Origin of the sequence: Rhizobium sp. 10PS4 (assembly GCF_032464805.1) — a bacterium.
Taxonomy (GTDB): Bacteria; Pseudomonadota; Alphaproteobacteria; order Rhizobiales; family Rhizobiaceae; genus Rhizobium; species Rhizobium laguerreae.
In genome coordinates this window covers 40,744-56,028 of sequence record NZ_JAWDIW010000004.1, presented here as the reverse complement: position 1 = coordinate 56,028, position 15,285 = coordinate 40,744, and the positions used below count along the sequence as shown (strand labels likewise).

The 15,285-nt window shown below is 60.2% G+C and carries 16 protein-coding genes; 7 read left to right on the top strand and 9 right to left on the bottom strand.

The window, feature by feature from the left end:
• Positions 1-186: 186 nt before the first annotated feature.
• Entirely contained in the window at positions 187-753 is a 567-nt protein-coding gene (locus RWJ89_RS08350) for a DUF2569 family protein (RefSeq protein ID WP_131666066.1), read from the top strand.
• A 149-nt stretch (positions 754-902) separates the two neighbouring features.
• Here the strand turns inward: RWJ89_RS08350 and RWJ89_RS08345 are convergent, their stop codons facing one another.
• The gene (locus RWJ89_RS08345; RefSeq protein ID WP_131666067.1) at positions 903-1,550 is read right to left on the bottom strand and encodes a MarC family protein; all 648 of its coding nucleotides are present in this window, start codon (positions 1,548-1,550) and stop codon (positions 903-905) included.
• A gap of 236 nt (positions 1,551-1,786) precedes the next feature.
• Here RWJ89_RS08345 and gyrA point away from each other — a divergent pair, with 236 nt between their 5' ends.
• Complete coding sequence (gene gyrA / locus RWJ89_RS08340) at positions 1,787-4,624, top strand: DNA gyrase subunit A (protein WP_131666068.1); 2,838 nt, start codon at positions 1,787-1,789, stop codon at positions 4,622-4,624.
• Between the two features lie 154 nt (positions 4,625-4,778).
• On the opposite strand, the gene RWJ89_RS08335 is transcribed toward gyrA, so the two are convergent.
• From RWJ89_RS08335 to RWJ89_RS08325, 3 genes are all read right to left on the bottom strand, one after another.
• The gene (locus RWJ89_RS08335; protein ID WP_018445350.1) at positions 4,779-4,913 is read right to left on the bottom strand and encodes a hypothetical protein; all 135 of its coding nucleotides are present in this window, start codon (positions 4,911-4,913) and stop codon (positions 4,779-4,781) included.
• A gap of 36 nt (positions 4,914-4,949) precedes the next feature.
• Complete coding sequence (locus RWJ89_RS08330) at positions 4,950-5,078, bottom strand: hypothetical protein (protein WP_260685777.1); 129 nt, start codon at positions 5,076-5,078, stop codon at positions 4,950-4,952.
• A 111-nt stretch (positions 5,079-5,189) separates the two neighbouring features.
• A complete protein-coding gene (locus RWJ89_RS08325) occupies positions 5,190-5,411 on the bottom strand; it encodes a hypothetical protein (protein WP_246622553.1) in 222 nt (73 codons plus the stop codon).
• A gap of 299 nt (positions 5,412-5,710) precedes the next feature.
• Between RWJ89_RS08325 and coaD the strand changes: the two genes are divergently transcribed.
• The 5 genes from coaD (at position 5,711) to tgt (ending at position 9,655) form a co-directional block, all read left to right on the top strand.
• Positions 5,711-6,205 carry a pantetheine-phosphate adenylyltransferase gene (gene coaD / locus RWJ89_RS08320; protein WP_020049920.1) on the top strand — a complete coding sequence of 165 codons (495 nt, stop codon included), beginning with the start codon at positions 5,711-5,713 and terminating at the stop codon, positions 6,203-6,205.
• Between the two features lie 51 nt (positions 6,206-6,256).
• Positions 6,257-6,829 (top strand): peptidylprolyl isomerase, encoded by a 573-nt coding sequence (locus RWJ89_RS08315; protein WP_025394545.1) that lies wholly within the window; start codon positions 6,257-6,259, stop codon positions 6,827-6,829.
• 29 nt (positions 6,830-6,858) lie between these two features.
• Positions 6,859-7,368, top strand: a complete 510-nt coding sequence (locus tag RWJ89_RS08310) for a peptidylprolyl isomerase (protein ID WP_025394546.1) — start codon at positions 6,859-6,861, stop codon at positions 7,366-7,368.
• A 74-nt stretch (positions 7,369-7,442) separates the two neighbouring features.
• A complete protein-coding gene (queA, locus tag RWJ89_RS08305) occupies positions 7,443-8,528 on the top strand; it encodes a tRNA preQ1(34) S-adenosylmethionine ribosyltransferase-isomerase QueA (protein WP_131642665.1) in 1,086 nt (361 codons plus the stop codon).
• The gene (tgt, locus tag RWJ89_RS08300) at positions 8,525-9,655 is read left to right on the top strand and encodes a tRNA guanosine(34) transglycosylase Tgt (RefSeq protein ID WP_025394548.1); all 1,131 of its coding nucleotides are present in this window, start codon (positions 8,525-8,527) and stop codon (positions 9,653-9,655) included. Before queA ends, tgt begins: the two co-directional genes overlap by 4 nt.
• A 3-nt stretch (positions 9,656-9,658) precedes the next feature.
• Here the strand turns inward: tgt and RWJ89_RS08295 are convergent, their stop codons facing one another.
• From RWJ89_RS08295 to RWJ89_RS08275, 5 genes are all read right to left on the bottom strand, one after another.
• On the bottom strand, positions 9,659-10,744 hold the full coding sequence (locus RWJ89_RS08295) for an acyltransferase family protein (RefSeq protein WP_316030833.1): 1,086 nt from the start codon (positions 10,742-10,744) through the stop codon (positions 9,659-9,661).
• Between the two features lie 109 nt (positions 10,745-10,853).
• The gene (locus RWJ89_RS08290) at positions 10,854-11,282 is read right to left on the bottom strand and encodes a DUF4864 domain-containing protein (protein WP_020049925.1); all 429 of its coding nucleotides are present in this window, start codon (positions 11,280-11,282) and stop codon (positions 10,854-10,856) included.
• 81 nt (positions 11,283-11,363) lie between these two features.
• Complete coding sequence (gene fabF, locus RWJ89_RS08285) at positions 11,364-12,629, bottom strand: beta-ketoacyl-ACP synthase II (RefSeq protein ID WP_131661917.1); 1,266 nt, start codon at positions 12,627-12,629, stop codon at positions 11,364-11,366.
• 13 nt (positions 12,630-12,642) lie between these two features.
• Positions 12,643-13,149, bottom strand: coding sequence for a winged helix-turn-helix transcriptional regulator (locus RWJ89_RS08280; RefSeq protein WP_316030832.1), 507 nt, complete (start codon positions 13,147-13,149; stop codon positions 12,643-12,645).
• Between the two features lie 164 nt (positions 13,150-13,313).
• Complete coding sequence (locus tag RWJ89_RS08275; RefSeq protein WP_077981000.1) at positions 13,314-15,179, bottom strand: calcium-binding protein; 1,866 nt, start codon at positions 15,177-15,179, stop codon at positions 13,314-13,316.
• Positions 15,180-15,285: the final 106 nt, after the last annotated feature.

Below are 15,285 nucleotides of genomic sequence, written 5' to 3'. Positions count from 1 at the left end.
GAAGAGCATGTTGGAATTGTTCGGCTTCTTTGCTCAGGCTCGGTCGGCGAGCGCCAAGTGGTCCTTAGAGACTTCATCGGTTCTGGATGATCCCCGAATAAAAAGTCGTGTGATCGGCCAGAACTAGTGTCGGGAATGAACGGAGCCACCTTATGCGGGTGGTGACCTCAGGCTTTCGGGGGACTGATGGGATCATTTTCTATTTGGCATTGGGTAATAGTTTTTCTGATTTTCGGAGTGCCAATTTGCCTTGCTGTTATATCAGCTAGGAGAACAACAGACCCGGTCAACGGCCCATCGGGTTTCGGTGGGTGGCTTCTGCTTTTGGCAATAGCAGAAGTCTTGGGACTACTTAGGGCGCTGGCTAATGTTGCGAACTCGATAGAAAATTACACTGAATATAATTCTATCGGAGGAAGCCAGTTGGTCATTGTTGGCGAGGCAGTCTTGAGCCTTGCCCTTGTGATGCTTCAAGCAGTAGTAGTCTGGTTTATGTTTAAGAAGGACAGACTATTTCCGAGGTTATTTTTCTATCAGTGGATAGCCATCGCAGTCGCCTTCGTACTCGATGTTGCACTCGTTTCCGCCGTGCTAGGGGTCGGTGTTAGTCAATTTCTGACAGCAGAGGTTGTTGGCCCGAGCGTAGCTGCGTTCATCATCACCGGTCTGTGGGTGTGGTACGTGTCCAAATCCCTAAGGGTTCGGAACACGTTTATCCTCAAAGCCCGCACTCGGCGCGAGATACTTTCGTAGAAGGCGACGATTTGATCCGTTGTGCTCTTCCAGTCAGTTTACATCCGTGTTCTGCTTTCCGTTCCAACCGGTGAACTTGCGGCTGACAGTACTTCGGAGCGTGATGTCACAAAACGGCGTCAATGCTCTCTTTGATTTTTTTGCCCTTTTCAGTGCGGTGTCGCGCTGATCAGATTGAACGCCGACTTAGCCCCGTCGACGACGAATTGTGCGGCGAGCGCTGCGAGGATGACGCCAAGAAGCCGCGTCAGGATCGCCCGGCCTGTGACGCCGAGGAAACGGTCCAGCCTTTCGGCGATAAGCAGCATGAGGAAGGTCAGCAGCAGATTGGCGGCAATGACACCGATCAACTGGGCTTTCCCGATCGAGGTGGCCAGCGTGCCGGCAAGCAGGATCGTCGCCGAGATCGCACCCGGGCCGGCAATCAGCGGCAAGGCGAGGGGAAAGACGGCGATATTCTCGATATGATCCTTGGTGATCGCCGCCTCGGTCGCCTTCTCCTTGCGCTGCTGCCGCCTCTCGAACACCATCTCGAAGGCGATCCAGAACAGCAGCAGCCCGCCGGCGATGCGGAAAGCGCCGATCGAAATCCCGAGCACGCCGAGCACGCCGGCGCCGAACAGCGCGAAGACGGCAAGGATGATGAAGGCGATGACCGACCCACGCAGCGCCACCTGCGTGCGCTCGGTCCGGCTCATGCCTGTCGTCAGGCCCAGAAAGATCGGCGCAAGCCCCGGTGGATCGATGGTGACAAGCAGCGTCGTGAAGGCGTTGATCAATTGGTCGGCGCTTGCCATCGGCTCTCCGGAACCCCATATGGGTGCGTGGTTTTTATGATTGTGAAGCGGGGATTTCGATTTGGCAAATATCCCGCGGCGGGCCGCGGCGGATTTGTCCGGTCCGGCCGCGCAACTTGCATGTTTTACCCTCTTTAAGCCGCAAAAGCCTGTTCAAAACGCGCTGTGAAATTGGCGCGGCAACAGGCTTTCCGCTATAAATCTTCAAGTGATTCTAGAAGAGATCGTGATCTGTTTTGACTGAGCAAACACCCCCCGGCGGCGGGAAGCTCCCGCCAGGCATCGAGCCCATCTCCATCATGGAGGAAATGCAGCGGTCGTATCTCGATTACGCCATGAGCGTCATCGTCAGCCGCGCGCTGCCCGACGTGCGCGACGGTCTGAAGCCCGTGCACCGGCGCATCCTCTACGGCATGTCCGAACTCGGCATCGACTGGAACAAGAAATACGTCAAATGCGCCCGCGTCACCGGTGACGTGATGGGTAAATTCCATCCGCACGGCAATTCCGCGATCTATGATGCGCTCGCCCGCATGGCGCAGCCCTGGTCGCTGCGGCTGCCGCTGATCGATGGTCAGGGCAATTTCGGCTCGGTCGATGGTGATCCGCCGGCGGCCGAACGTTATACCGAATGCCGCCTGGAAAAGGCTGCCCACTCGCTGCTCGACGATCTCGACAAGGAAACCGTCGATTTCCGCGACAACTACGACGGCACGCTCTCCGAGCCGGTCGTTGTGCCCGCCAAATTCCCGAACCTGCTGGTCAACGGCGCTGGCGGCATCGCTGTCGGTATGGCGACCAACATCCCGCCGCACAATCTCTCCGAAGTCATCGACGGCTGCATCGCACTGATCGACGATCCAGCCATCGAGCTGCCGGAACTGATCCAGATCATTCCCGGTCCCGACTTCCCGACGGGGGCGAAGATCCTCGGCCGTGCCGGCATCCGCTCGGCCTATGAGACCGGCCGCGGCTCCGTCATCATGCGCGGCGTCGCTGCCATCGAGCCGATGCGCGGTGACCGCGAGCAGATCATCATCACCGAGATTCCCTACCAGGTGAACAAGGCGACGATGATCGAGAAGATGGCCGAGCTGGTGCGCGACAAGCGCATCGAAGGCATCTCCGATCTGCGCGACGAATCCGACCGCCAGGGGTATCGCGTCGTCGTCGAGCTGAAGCGCGATGCCAATGCCGAGGTCATCCTCAACCAGCTTTATCGCTATACGCCGCTACAGACCTCCTTCGGCTGCAACATGGTGGCGCTGAACGGCGGCAAGCCCGAACAGCTGACGCTGCTCGACATGCTGCGCGCTTTCGTCTCCTTCCGCGAGGAAGTCGTTAGCCGGAGAACGAAATTCCTGCTGCGCAAGGCGCGTGACCGCGCCCATGTGTTGGTCGGTCTCGCCATTGCCGTCGCAAATATCGACGAGGTCATCCGCGTCATCCGCCAGGCGCCCGATCCGCAGTCGGCCCGCGAAGAGCTGATGACCCGCCGCTGGCCGGCGGAAGATGTCGAAAGCCTGATCCGTCTGATCGACGATCCGCGCCATCGCATCAACGAGGATCTCACCTACAACCTCTCCGAAGAGCAGGCCCGCGCCATCCTCGAACTGCGCCTTGCCCGCCTGACGGCGCTTGGCCGCGACGAAATCGGCGACGAACTCAACAAGATCGGCGAGGAAATCAAGGATTATCTCGATATTCTCTCCTCGCGCGTCCGCATCCAGACCATCGTCAAGGATGAACTCATCGCCGTCCGCGACGAGTTCGGCACGCCGCGCCGCACTGAGATCGTCGATGGCGGTCTCGAAATGGACGACGAGGATCTGATCGCCCGCGAAGACATGGTCGTCACTGTCTCGCATCTCGGTTATATCAAGCGTGTGCCGCTCACCACCTACCGCGCCCAACGCCGCGGCGGCAAGGGCCGCTCGGGCATGACCACCCGCGACGAGGATTTTGTTAGCCGGCTGTTCGTCGTCAACACCCATACGCCGGTGCTGTTCTTCTCCTCGCGCGGCATCGTCTACAAGGAGAAGGTCTGGCGCCTGCCGATCGGCACGCCGACCTCACGCGGCAAGGCGCTGATCAACATGCTGCCGCTCGCGCCCGGCGAGCGCATCACCACCATTCTGCCCTTGCCCGAGGACGAGGCGAGCTGGGACAATCTCGACGTCATGTTCTCGACGACGCGCGGCACGGTTCGCCGCAACAAGCTGTCGGACTTCGTCCAGGTCAACCGCAACGGCAAGATCGCCATGAAGCTCGAGGAGGAGGGCGACGAAATCCTCTCCGTCGAGACCTGCACGGAAGATGACGACGTGCTGCTGACGACGGCGCTCGGCCAGTGCATCCGCTTCTCCGTCGACGACGTCCGGGTCTTTGCCGGCCGCAACTCGATCGGCGTGCGCGGTATCAATCTCGGCGATGGCGACCGCATCATCTCCATGACGATCGTTGGTCATGTCGATGCCGAGCCGTGGGAGCGTGCTGCCTATCTCAAGCGTTCCGCCACCGAACGCCGGGCGACGGGTGTGGATGAAGAGGATATTGCGCTGGTCGGTGAGGAAGTCACCGAGGAGGGACAGCTCTCCGACGAGCGCTATGACGAGTTGAGAGCACGCGAACAATTCGTCCTCACCGTCTCCGAAAAGGGCTTCGGCAAGCGTTCGTCCTCCTACGACTTCCGCATCTCCGGCCGTGGCGGCAAGGGCATTCGTGCCACCGACACCTCGAAGACCGCCGAGATCGGCGAGCTGGTCGCGGCTTTCCCGATCGATGACGGCGACCAGATCATGCTGGTCTCCGATGGCGGCCAGCTGATCCGCGTGCCGGTCGGCGGTATCCGTATCGCCAGCCGCGCCACCAAGGGCGTCACCATCTTCTCGACGGCCAAGGACGAGAAGGTCGTCTCGGTCGAGCGCATCAGCGAGCCGGAGGAGGAGGAGACGGAAGAGGCTGTCGAGGTCGCCGAAGGCGCCCCCGTTACCGACGAGAGTGCTGCCGGCGAAGGTGGCGGCGACCAGGCGCCGATTGCCGATGGCGATCCGGCCGGGCCTGCCGAGGAATGATCAAATGAACGGGGCGGCTTCGAGCCGCCCTTTTCTTTTCAATGGTTGAGGACGACACCCAAAGAAAAAGCCGGACGCTGGGTGCATCCGGCTTTGAATGGCCCTGGCGACGGAAGGGTGCCGCTCAAGGGTGGGAAGAGGAGAGAAAGAAACGTCAGAATGCTCTATGTTTTTCGTTCAGAGCCTTCACCTCTTCGCCTTCGCGCCGGAGCGCTGAAATCGTCGAGGCCACAGACACGATGAACATGACGCTGATAAGGGCGGTGAGCACTGTCAAGATCGTGAACATAGGCATTCCTTTCCTGGGGAGTTGCGTTCTCGCCCCTCAGTACTGGCCCAGCACGGCCGTCCGGGCCGAAGCATAGGGACCATAAACCTTGGACGTATCGACCTTCTGATCATAGAGAGCGACAGTTGCGGTCAACATGCCCGTGACCATTACCATCCAGAGCACGTTAATCATCGTAATCTTACCGGGCATTTTTATTCCTTCCGCGCCGCTCTATGTATCGGTTGAATGAACGCATCCGTCTGTAAATGGTTCCGCCGGATGTTGATCGGGTGTTTACCAATGCCGATCTGAAGCGACCTTGAATGTCTCGTTCATCTGGCATTCAGATTCGAAGCTCGTTTTTTCACGCAGCCGGCCCTGAGCGCGCACGATCGCCGCATGCTCGGCAAGCTCCGACCGCACCCAGCTCATCTCGTATCGATCGGCGAAATAGCCATAAGCCATCTCGGCGGCGAGGGAGGAAACGACGGCAAGTGCAACGAGCACGATCAGCATGGACCTGGTCTTTCGGGGAGCGCCGGATGCCGGAATGGCATCGGCTGCGTCAATGACGGGAATTAAGCAGATGGCGTCTGAAACGGCCTTGAACGGCCCATTCATCCAGCGTTCAACCGCACGGCGCATAACCCGGAAAATCGGTTTCGATTTTCGGAAGGGATTATGCGCCAATTCAAAGTGATAGAGCGTCCTTAGCGCGTCCGGTTGGGGGCGCGGCGCTCTGGCCGGAGCTGGGCAAATCACTTGCGGGAAGGCGGCATCCGTGACAAAAGGCGTCAAACCAACGGTCGGGCCACATGACGACAGCTTTCTATCCGGGGTCCTTCGACCCGATCACCAATGGGCATGTGGATGTTCTGGTCCAGGCGCTCAACGTCGCCGAAAAGGTGATCGTCGCGATCGGCATCCATCCCGGCAAGGCGCCGCTCTTTTCCTTTGAGGAGAGAGCTGAGCTGATCCGCCGTTCTCTGGCTGAAGCGCTGCCTGGCAAGACCGGCGACGTCACCGTCGTCGCCTTCGACAATCTGGTCGTCGATGCCGCCCGCACCCATGGCGCCACGCTGTTGATCCGCGGTCTTCGCGACGGCACCGATCTCGATTACGAAATGCAGATGGCCGGCATGAACCGGACGATGGCGCCCGATATTCAGACCATCTTTTTGCCGGCGGGCACGGCCTCGCGGCCCATTACCGCCACATTGGTCCGCCAGATCGCCGCCATGGGCGGCGATGTCAGCGCTTTCGTGCCGGCCGCCGTCTTGCAAGCCCTCACATCCAAGCGCCCAAACTAGCAAGACTAGCAAGCGCAAAGACTAGGCGGAACCCGCCGCAATGGAGCTCATATGAAACTCTTTTATCTCGCATTTGCCGGCGTGTTGTATCTCGCCTCCTTCGCGGGGGATGCCTTCGCCCAGTCGGCCGATCATTATCTCACCATCCAGCTGAAGAATGGCCCTGTTGTCATCCAACTCATGCCTGAGGTGGCGCCGAAGCATGTTGCCCAGATCGAGGCGCTGGCCAAGAAGGGCGAATACGACAATGTCGCCTTCCATCGCGTCATCGATGGCTTCATGGCTCAGACCGGCGACGTCAAATACGGCAACATGGAAAAGGGCTTCGATGCGAGTCTCGCCGGCACCGGCTCCTCTGACATGGCTGACATCCCGGCTGAATTCTCCAAGACCCCGTTCGTGCGCGGCACGGTCGGCATGGCTCGCTCGCAGGATCCGAATTCCGCCAATTCGCAGTTCTTCATCATGTTCGCCGACGGTTCCTTCCTGAACGGCCAGTACACCGTCGTCGGCAAGGTCGTCTCCGGCATGGAGAACGTCGACAAGATCAAGAAGGGCGAAGGCCAGAACGGCGAAGTCAAAAGTCCCGACCGGATGATCAAGGTCACCCTGGGCAACAAGTAAGTTACGAGAGAAAACTAGAGGAGAAGACAATGGTCGAGATCAAGGATCCCGAAAACACCGTCATTCTGGAAACCACCAAGGGCAAGGTTGTCATTCAGCTTTTGCCGCAGGTTGCTCCGGAGCATGTCGCCCGCATCAAGGAACTCGCGCGCGAGAAGGCCTATGACGGCGTCGTTTTCCACCGCGTCATCCAGGATTTCATGGCCCAGACGGGCGATGTCGAATTCGGCAAGAAGGGCTCGGAAACCTTCAATCCCAGCCGCGCCGGCATGGGCGGCTCCTCGAAGCCGGATCTGAAGGCCGAATTCTCTGCGACCACGCATACGCGCGGCACCTGCTCGATGGCCCGTTCGCAGAACCCGAACTCGGCCAATTCGCAGTTCTTCATCTGCTTCACCGACGCGCCCTGGCTGAACAAGCAGTATTCCGTCTGGGGCCAGGTCATCGAAGGCATGGACAACGTCGACAAGATCAAGCGCGGCGAGCCGGTTTCCGATCCGGACTCGATCGTCTCCATGCGGGTTGCCGCCGACGTCTGATTGTGATTTCTGCTGAAACCCGCCCTTGCGCATAGCTGCGCGGGGCGGGTTTCGCTTTGCCTGAAAGTGCCCTGATGCGCGTAGACCTTTTCGATTTCGATCTGCCCGACGAACGTATAGCGTTGAGGCCCGCCGAACCGCGCGACAGCGCGCGCCTGCTCGTCATCGATCCGAATGCGGAAAACAGCCTGTCGGACCATCGCGTCGGCGATCTCACATCCTTTCTGCGGCCCGGCGATGCGCTGGTCTTTAACGATACCAAGGTCATTCCCGCCCAGCTCGAGGGCATCCGCCATCGTGACGGCGCCGGCGGCCAGCAGGTGTCGGCAACGCTGCACATGCGCACCGGCCCCAGCCGCTGGAAGGCCTTCGCCAAGCCGGGCAAGCGTATCAAGCAGGGCGACCGCATCTCCTTCGGCCATTCCGGCGAAAGCTGCTTTCTCGGCTCGCTCGACGCCACCGTCGAGGAAAAGGGCGAGGCCGGCGAGGTGACGCTGCTGTTCGATCTCTCAGGCCCGGCGCTTGACGAGGCGATCGCCGCCGTCGGCCATATCCCGCTGCCGCCCTATATAGCCGCCAAACGTCCCGAGGACGAACGCGACCGCGCCGACTACCAGACGATCTATGCCCGCGAGGAGGGCGCCGTTGCCGCCCCCACCGCCGGCCTGCATTTCACACCGGGCCTGTTCGAAGCGCTCGATAGGGCCGGCATTGAACGCCATTTCGTCACGCTGCACGTCGGTGCCGGCACTTTCCTGCCGGTCAAGGCCGACGATACCGCCGATCACAAGATGCATCTGGAAAGCGGCTATGTCAGCGCTGAGATCGCCGCCCGGCTGAATGCCGTGCGGGAAAGAGGCGGGCGCATCATCTGTGTCGGCACCACCTCGTTGCGGCTCATCGAGAGTGCGGCCGCGGAAAGCGGAGAGATCATGCCCTGGGCCGGCGCTACCGGCATCTTCATCACGCCTGGTTACCGCTTCAAGGCGGTCGACATGCTGATGACCAATTTCCATCTGCCGCGCTCGACGCTGTTCATGCTGGTCTCGGCCTTTGCCGGCCTCGAGACCATGCACGCGGCTTATCAACACGCCATTTCGACGGGCTACCGCTTCTACTCTTACGGCGACGCGAGCCTTCTTTTCCGGAAAGACAGATGACAGACAACTTCCAATTCACCTTGAAGAAGACCGATGCCGGCGCACGCCTCGGCCAAATCTCCATGCCGCGCGGCGAGATCCGCACGCCGGCCTTCATGCCGGTCGGCACCGTCGGTACGGTTAAGGCCATGTATCTCGACCAGGTGCGCGAGACCGGCGCCGATATCATCCTCGGCAATACCTATCACCTGATGCTGCGGCCGACGGCCGAGCGTGTCGCCCGTCTCGGCGGCCTGCATAAGCTCATTCGCTGGGAGCACCCGATCCTGACGGACTCGGGCGGTTTCCAGGTGATGTCGCTATCCGGCCTGCGCAAGCTCGACGAGCAGGGCGTCACCTTCAAGTCGCATGTCGATGGCAGCCTCCACCATATGTCGCCAGAGCGCTCCATCGAAATCCAGGGGCTGCTCGGCTCCGATATCCAGATGCAGCTCGATGAATGCGTGGCGCTGCCGGCCGAGCCGAAGGAGATCGAGCGCGCCATGGAAATGTCGCTGCGCTGGGCCGAGCGCTGCAGGGTCGCCTTCGGCGAGCAGCCAGGCAAGGCGATGTTCGGCATCGTCCAGGGCGGCGATATCCCGGCGCTGCGCATCCGCTCGGCTGAGGCGCTGGCCCAGCTCGATCTCAAGGGGTATGCGATCGGCGGCCTTGCCGTCGGCGAGCCGCAGGATGTCATGCTGCAGATGCTGGAAACGACGCTGCCCGTGCTTCCTCTGGAAAAGCCGCGTTACCTCATGGGCGTCGGCACGCCTGATGATATCCTGAAATCGGTCGCCCGCGGCATCGACATGTTCGACTGCGTCATGCCGACGCGTTCGGGCCGCCATGGTCTGGCTTTTACCCGCCGCGGCAAGGTCAATATCCGCAATGCCCGCCATGCCGAGGATATGCGCCCGCTCGACGAACAGTCGAACTGCCCGGCCTCGCGTGATTATTCGCGCGCCTATCTGCACCATCTCGTCCGCTCCAACGAGGCGCTCGGCGGCATGCTGCTCTCCTGGCACAATCTCGCTTATTACCAGGAGCTGATGCAGGGCATCCGCAAGGCGATCGCCGAAGGCCGCTTCGCCGATTTCATGGCGGAAACGCAGGAGCAATGGGCGAGGGGCGATCTCGAACCGGTGTAAAGGCTACTCCGGCCCCGCGTTGCTTACCGCGGGGACTGCGGACGCCGGGTTTGGCGCAACCATTAATCTAAGTTTTTTTCGCACTGGCTCGTCGAAGTGGACGGCGGCGATGCCAGCCACAATGAAAATTCCGACTACGACGACCATACCGGCTGCCGGAGAGGTAGGAAGGTCAAAGCCCTTTTGCCGCAGCGACTGCAGCAGACTGAAGATGGGGCCATGCAGGATATAAATCGGATAGGAAAGCCTCCCCAGCCAACGGAATACCAGCTCGACCAGGCCGGTCTGTCTCGTGCGCATCGCAAGCCAGACAATGGCCGGGAAGACCACGAGGCATATTAAAAAATCAAAATATGGGAAACCGAAGAATATGCGGGCTGGTATGTTGGCGATGACGATCAGACAACCACAGAGAAGAAGGCCGATAACGTTGCCGTTATTGGCTGTATTCGGTTTCTGGACGTCATATAACCTGTAAAGGCAGATTCCGAGCGAGAACGAGAACAGCACTCTTGAAAAGCCAAATCTGAAGTCGCCCGCCTCGGGACCAATATCGAAGTTACCTGCGACCGATGCCCCAAAGATGGTGATGCCGGCCGCACCCAGGGCGATGGCGAGCAAGCTTCTGAATGACAGTCGTATCAGAAGCACGGAGAACAGCACTCCGACCCAGAGCTCGAAGAAGAGCGACCAGCTGGGCCCGTTGAAGGGAAAGATACCTTCTTGGCTTGCGCTTGGAATGAACAGAATTGCCCTCAGCAGAAGGTCCGCCAGGGTGGAGTAGTCCAACCCGTTTTTAAGCGCATAGCTGAAAAGTCCGATCGGAAGCGAAAGAAGATAAAGAGGGTAGAGTCGAATGATACGCTGTAGCAGAAGCCCGGTGGGCGAAATCTGCTCCCTTGTCAGTCGCTTCTCATATGAATTTGCAAGAACGACGCCGCTCAACAGAAAGAAGAGGTCAACGGCAAGGTAACTGATATTCGCCGGGATCGGACCCAGCGTACCACCCGTGTGGAGGAACATGACCATGATAGCCGCAATTCCTCGCAACGCCTCAAGAGCTGTAAAAAATTGTTTGCCGGCGTTCAACGCAACAACCCTCCGTTGGCACGTTGTTACTCCAGGAGGATTTCGAAATCGTTATTGCAACGAAACCGTGTAATCTGTCGAGTTTCCACCGAAGAGTGGAAACAGCGCGTCAGATGCCCTTGCTGTCCGCGTCCGGCATGATCTGCACGCCGTTGATCCTGTAGCTGCCGTCCGGCTGACGCGTGATCTGGTAGATCGCTGTCCAGTCCTTGCCGTCGCGGCCTGAAATCAGCACCTCGTGATAGATCAGCGCGCCATTGTCGATCGAGCGGCTGCGGCCGAAGGCGTAATTGCCGGGGTGATAGACCGGCTCGTAGCTCTTCTTCACCATGGCGAAGAACAGGTTCTTGTCGGGATACAGTGCCCGGATGCCGGGAGCAGCGAAAGAATAGGCGGTCTCGGCATCGTCCTTGAGGAAGGCCTTGATCTGGTCCTCGATCATCGTCCGCGTCGTGTCGATCGGATCTTCGGCGCGGGCCGAGACAGGGGAGAGAAAGGACGCGGCACACAGAATAAGAACTGCGAAGAAGGCGCGCATGGTGTACCTCCGGCTCTATCGGGGAAAGGATCGCCGATAAAGCAGAAGTGTAGGCGATTTTCAGCGCAAGGAAAGTGAACTTTACGACCAGCGGCGGAACAGGGCGCTGGCATTCACCCCGCCGAAGCCGAAACCGTTGGTGATCGCATAGTTCATCGCTAGCGGCCGCGCCGTCTTGCCGACGATATCGATGCCGTCGGCGGCCGGATCAGCCTCATCGAGGTTGCGGGTCGGCGGTGCAATCTGGTCGCGCAGCGCAAGGATGGTGAAGATCGCCTCCAGGCCGCCGGCGGCGCCAAGCAGGTGGCCGGTCGCCGATTTCGTCGCGCTGACGGCAATATCGCCATTGCGGCCGAAGACCGTGCCGATCGCCGCGATCTCGCCTCTGTCACCGACCGGTGTCGAGGTCGCATGCGCGTTCAGATGCCTGACCTCCGAAGCGGGGATCTTCGCCTGCCTGAGTGCTGCCTCCATCGCCCGGCGGGCGCCGTCGCCGTCTTCTGGGCCTGAGGTCATGTGGTAGGCGTCCGCAGCGGTGCCATAGCCGACGAGTTCGGCGAGCGGCGTGGCGCCACGGGCAAGCGCATGCTCCAGTGTTTCGATGACCAGGACGCCTGCACCTTCGCCCATGACGAAACCGTCGCGCGCCGTGTCGAAGGGCCGTGACGCCAACTCCGGCGTCTCGTTGAAACCGGTGGAAAGGGCACGTGCAGCGGCAAAGCCGCCGAGGCTCACCTTGTCGATGCAGGCCTCTGCACCGCCGCAAATCGCCACATCTGCTTCGCCGGAGCGGATCAGCCGCGCCGCATCGCCGATTGCCTGGACGCTGGCCGCACACGCCGTCACCGGAGCCCCGAGCGGCCCCTTGAAGCCATAGCGGATGCTGACCTGGCCGGCGGCGAGGTTGACGAGGAAGGACGGCACGGTGAAAGGCGACAGCCGCCGAACGCCGCGCGTTTCGCCGATCCGCACCGCTTCGGCGATCGCCGGAAATCCGCCGACGCCCGACGCGATGATCGTTGCCGTGCGCTCGCGCTCGACTTCGTCGGTCGGCATCCAGCCGGCCTGCCTCACCGCTTCCTCCGTCGCCGCCATGGTGAAGTGGATGAAGCGGTCCATCTTCTTCTGGTCCTTGGGCGTGATGTAACGGTCGGGATCAAAACCAGCCTCAGCATCTTCCGCGATACCGGGAACGATGCCGCCGACCTTGGCCGAGAGCTCGCCGACGATATCCTCCGCCAGCACCCGCAGCCCCGAACCGCCATCGAGAAGGCGCTTCCAGGCGGGCTCGACACCGGTGCCGAGTGGCGAGACAAGTCCCATGCCGGTGACAACAATGCGATCCATTCTTTTGTCCTTTCTATGCGTCGATGCCGAGATACCAGGCGCGCATGCGGTTGATCCGCTCGTGCACCTCGTTGTCGGCGGCGGGGCCTGCAAGCAGGCTGGTGTTTTCGGGGGTCACTTCTTCGCCGGTCCGCGCATCGACCAGCATCGTCTGGCGCTCTCTGCCGGAAGCGGCATCGCCCAAGAGAAAGGCGAGGTCCTCTTCCGGGATGTGCCGGCTTCCCCAGGAAAACAGCGTCATCAGAACAGGAAAGAAATCACGGCCCTTTTCCGTCGGCAGATATTCGTAGCGGGCAGGGCGCTGATGGTAGAGCCGCCGTTCGAACAGCCCCTTTTCCGTCAGATGTTTGAGCCGCCGCGTCAGGATGTTCGGCGCCACGCCGAGGCTTTTCTGGAATTCGTCGAAGCGCGAAAGCCCCTGAAAGGCATCGCGCAGTATCAGCATGCTCCACCAGTCGCCGACGCTGTCGAGCGCACGCGCCGCCGGGCATTTGAAGTCGCTGAAGCTCGTCCGCTGCATGGCTGATGTCACTACAGCAGTGACTATCATCATGCAAGTTAGTTATATCAAACGTCGCCCTCAAAGGCCTCACCGTTGCGGCACGCGTGGCGTCAATGGAGAATGTGGCCGGGATCTAGGCTAAGAGCGGGAGACCGCCCCCCCAAGGAGACCGGCCGACAGGGTCAGACAAGCAGGAGATCTTTGAAGTGAAGTGCGGCGGAATTGTCGAGATCGGTGACATGGATTGCCCCGCCCGCTGCGCTTCCATCCGCATCATAGGATAAAATGCCGCTGGCCTGATCGTAGATCAGCTTGTCATCAGCCTCGAGCGCTTTTGTTCCGAGAACGAAATTCTCGGCCGAAAAGCTCGATGGCTTGAGCCCGGTGAAGACAGCATCGTCGAACACCAGCTTATCGCCTGCGGCTGACGAGAAATCCACGATCTTGTCGACGCTGGAATTGCTGGGATTCACATCGAAGACGAAGGAATCGGCTCCGCCTCCGCCGGTGAGAACGTCAGCACCGGTTTTGCCGAACAGCTTGTCGTTGCCGAGCCCGCCGATCAATCGGTCGTTCCCTTTCCCGCCGTTGAGGAAATTGTTTCCGTCGTTGCCGGTCAGAATGTTGGCCGTATTGTTGCCTGTCGCGCTGAGATTGGCCGTTCCGGTCAAGGTGAGGTTTTCGATCGTTCCAATCGTATGCTTCTGATCGGCAAGGCTGAAGGAGATCGACGCCTTGATGGTATCCGTTCCGCCGCCCCGGCTTTCGTCGACGATCTGGTTGGCATTGGTCACGGTGAAGGTGTCGTTGCCGGTGCCGCCATAGAGATGGCTGTTGGCCGGCGGCGGCGTGCTGGCGCCGCTGCCTGCTACCTCGATGATCAAGGGATGGTCGACGACATCGAGCGTCAGGGATGAGACGTTGCTGAGGCTTTTGATCGCCGTCGTTCCGGTCACGGGGTCGAAGACCTTAACGGAGCCGAACGAGGCGCCGAGATTGACCTTGACGGCTGTTGTCGCAGCCTGAATGGCGGTGTCGGAGGATTGGTTCCAGATATCGGGCTCGTTCCAGAGGATGATCTGGTAGCTCCCATCCGATTTTTCCGTGAGCAGGCTGCGGGCGGAGGACGGCAGGCCGTCGATCGAATAGTTGAGCGCTCCGGCGCTGAAGCTCGCCTTCTGAGCGCTGTCATCCGCAAGGATTTCGGTGAGGTTGTGGATCGCCGTCGCAGCCGGCTTGGCCGAATAGTCGAGATGAAAAAGGCCGAAATGCTTTTCCTGATTGGCGCCCTGCGGGTCGGAATAGGCGTCCAGCAGTTCGTAGATGAATGTCTGTTTCGATCCGAGTGCCGCGCCGTCCATCAGCGTATTGAGCAGGAGCTTTGCCTGCGTCGCTTCGCTGACGCCTTCCCAGCCGCCATTGGTGTCGGCGGTGAGCGAGGTGTGGTAACCGGTCTCGGTGATCGCCAGCGGCTTGCCCGGATCGGCAGCGCGCTGAACGCCGGATTCTCGGGAAAGCCATGAGAATGGTTGGTCGCCATCCTTCGCATAGGTGTGGATCGTCGTGTAGTCGGAGGCCGACGCGACCGTATATCCGGTAAAGCCGAGGACGGGGATATTCTTCAGCAAGGGATCGGCGCTGACGGCCGCAAACAGATCCTTCTGATAGGCAACCGCTGCTGCCTGGCCGCTCAGGCCATGATAGCTGACCGGCCAGTTGTTGACTTCGTTCGGACCTTCGATGCCAACGACCGATCCGGGATGGGCCTGCACGAAGGCGTGCAGCCGTTGGGCGACGGTGGCGGGGTCGACTTCCCGCTGGGCACTGAAGACGAATTGCACGCCGGCCTCGGCCGCATCGCCGAGATGCGTTTGGCCATTGGGGTCGGAAGCGGAGTTTGGGGCGTGATCGCGGACCGTATCAAGGCCAAGATAGTCGAGAGCCTTAACAACTTCTCCAACATTGGAATATTTTCCGTCGGTATAGTCGATATGCGTATCAATTCCAAAGGAACGAATAATATCGTTTGTTCTAACGGCTTGAGCCAAATTTTTTCTCCCAGTTCATGAGGGAATTGGCGATGGGAATTTATCCCATTTCTGATGCCGATTCGATTTAATACAGAAGGAGGGCTGCGCAGTATTGCCCGTTAAC

Bases quoted from the DNA above. Each gene is read 5' to 3' on its own strand.
- RWJ89_RS08350 (WP_131666066.1), top strand. From the start codon at position 187: ATGGGATCATTTTCTATTTGGCATTGGGTAATAGTTTTTCTGATTTTC.
- RWJ89_RS08345 (WP_131666067.1), bottom strand. From the start codon at position 1,550: ATGGCAAGCGCCGACCAATTGATCAACGCCTTCACGACGCTGCTTGTC.
- RWJ89_RS08335 (WP_018445350.1), bottom strand. From the start codon at position 4,913: ATGTTCACGATCTTGACAGTGCTCACCGCCCTTATCAGCGTCATGTTC.
- RWJ89_RS08325 (WP_246622553.1), bottom strand. From the start codon at position 5,411: ATGCTGATCGTGCTCGTTGCACTTGCCGTCGTTTCCTCCCTCGCCGCC.
- coaD (WP_020049920.1), top strand. From the start codon at position 5,711: ATGACGACAGCTTTCTATCCGGGGTCCTTCGACCCGATCACCAATGGG.
- RWJ89_RS08315 (WP_025394545.1), top strand. From the start codon at position 6,257: ATGAAACTCTTTTATCTCGCATTTGCCGGCGTGTTGTATCTCGCCTCC.
- RWJ89_RS08310 (WP_025394546.1), top strand. From the start codon at position 6,859: ATGGTCGAGATCAAGGATCCCGAAAACACCGTCATTCTGGAAACCACC.
- queA (WP_131642665.1), top strand. From the start codon at position 7,443: ATGCGCGTAGACCTTTTCGATTTCGATCTGCCCGACGAACGTATAGCG.
- tgt (WP_025394548.1), top strand. From the start codon at position 8,525: ATGACAGACAACTTCCAATTCACCTTGAAGAAGACCGATGCCGGCGCA.
- RWJ89_RS08290 (WP_020049925.1), bottom strand. From the start codon at position 11,282: ATGCGCGCCTTCTTCGCAGTTCTTATTCTGTGTGCCGCGTCCTTTCTC.
- fabF (WP_131661917.1), bottom strand. From the start codon at position 12,629: ATGGATCGCATTGTTGTCACCGGCATGGGACTTGTCTCGCCACTCGGC.
- RWJ89_RS08280 (WP_316030832.1), bottom strand. From the start codon at position 13,149: ATGCAGCGGACGAGCTTCAGCGACTTCAAATGCCCGGCGGCGCGTGCG.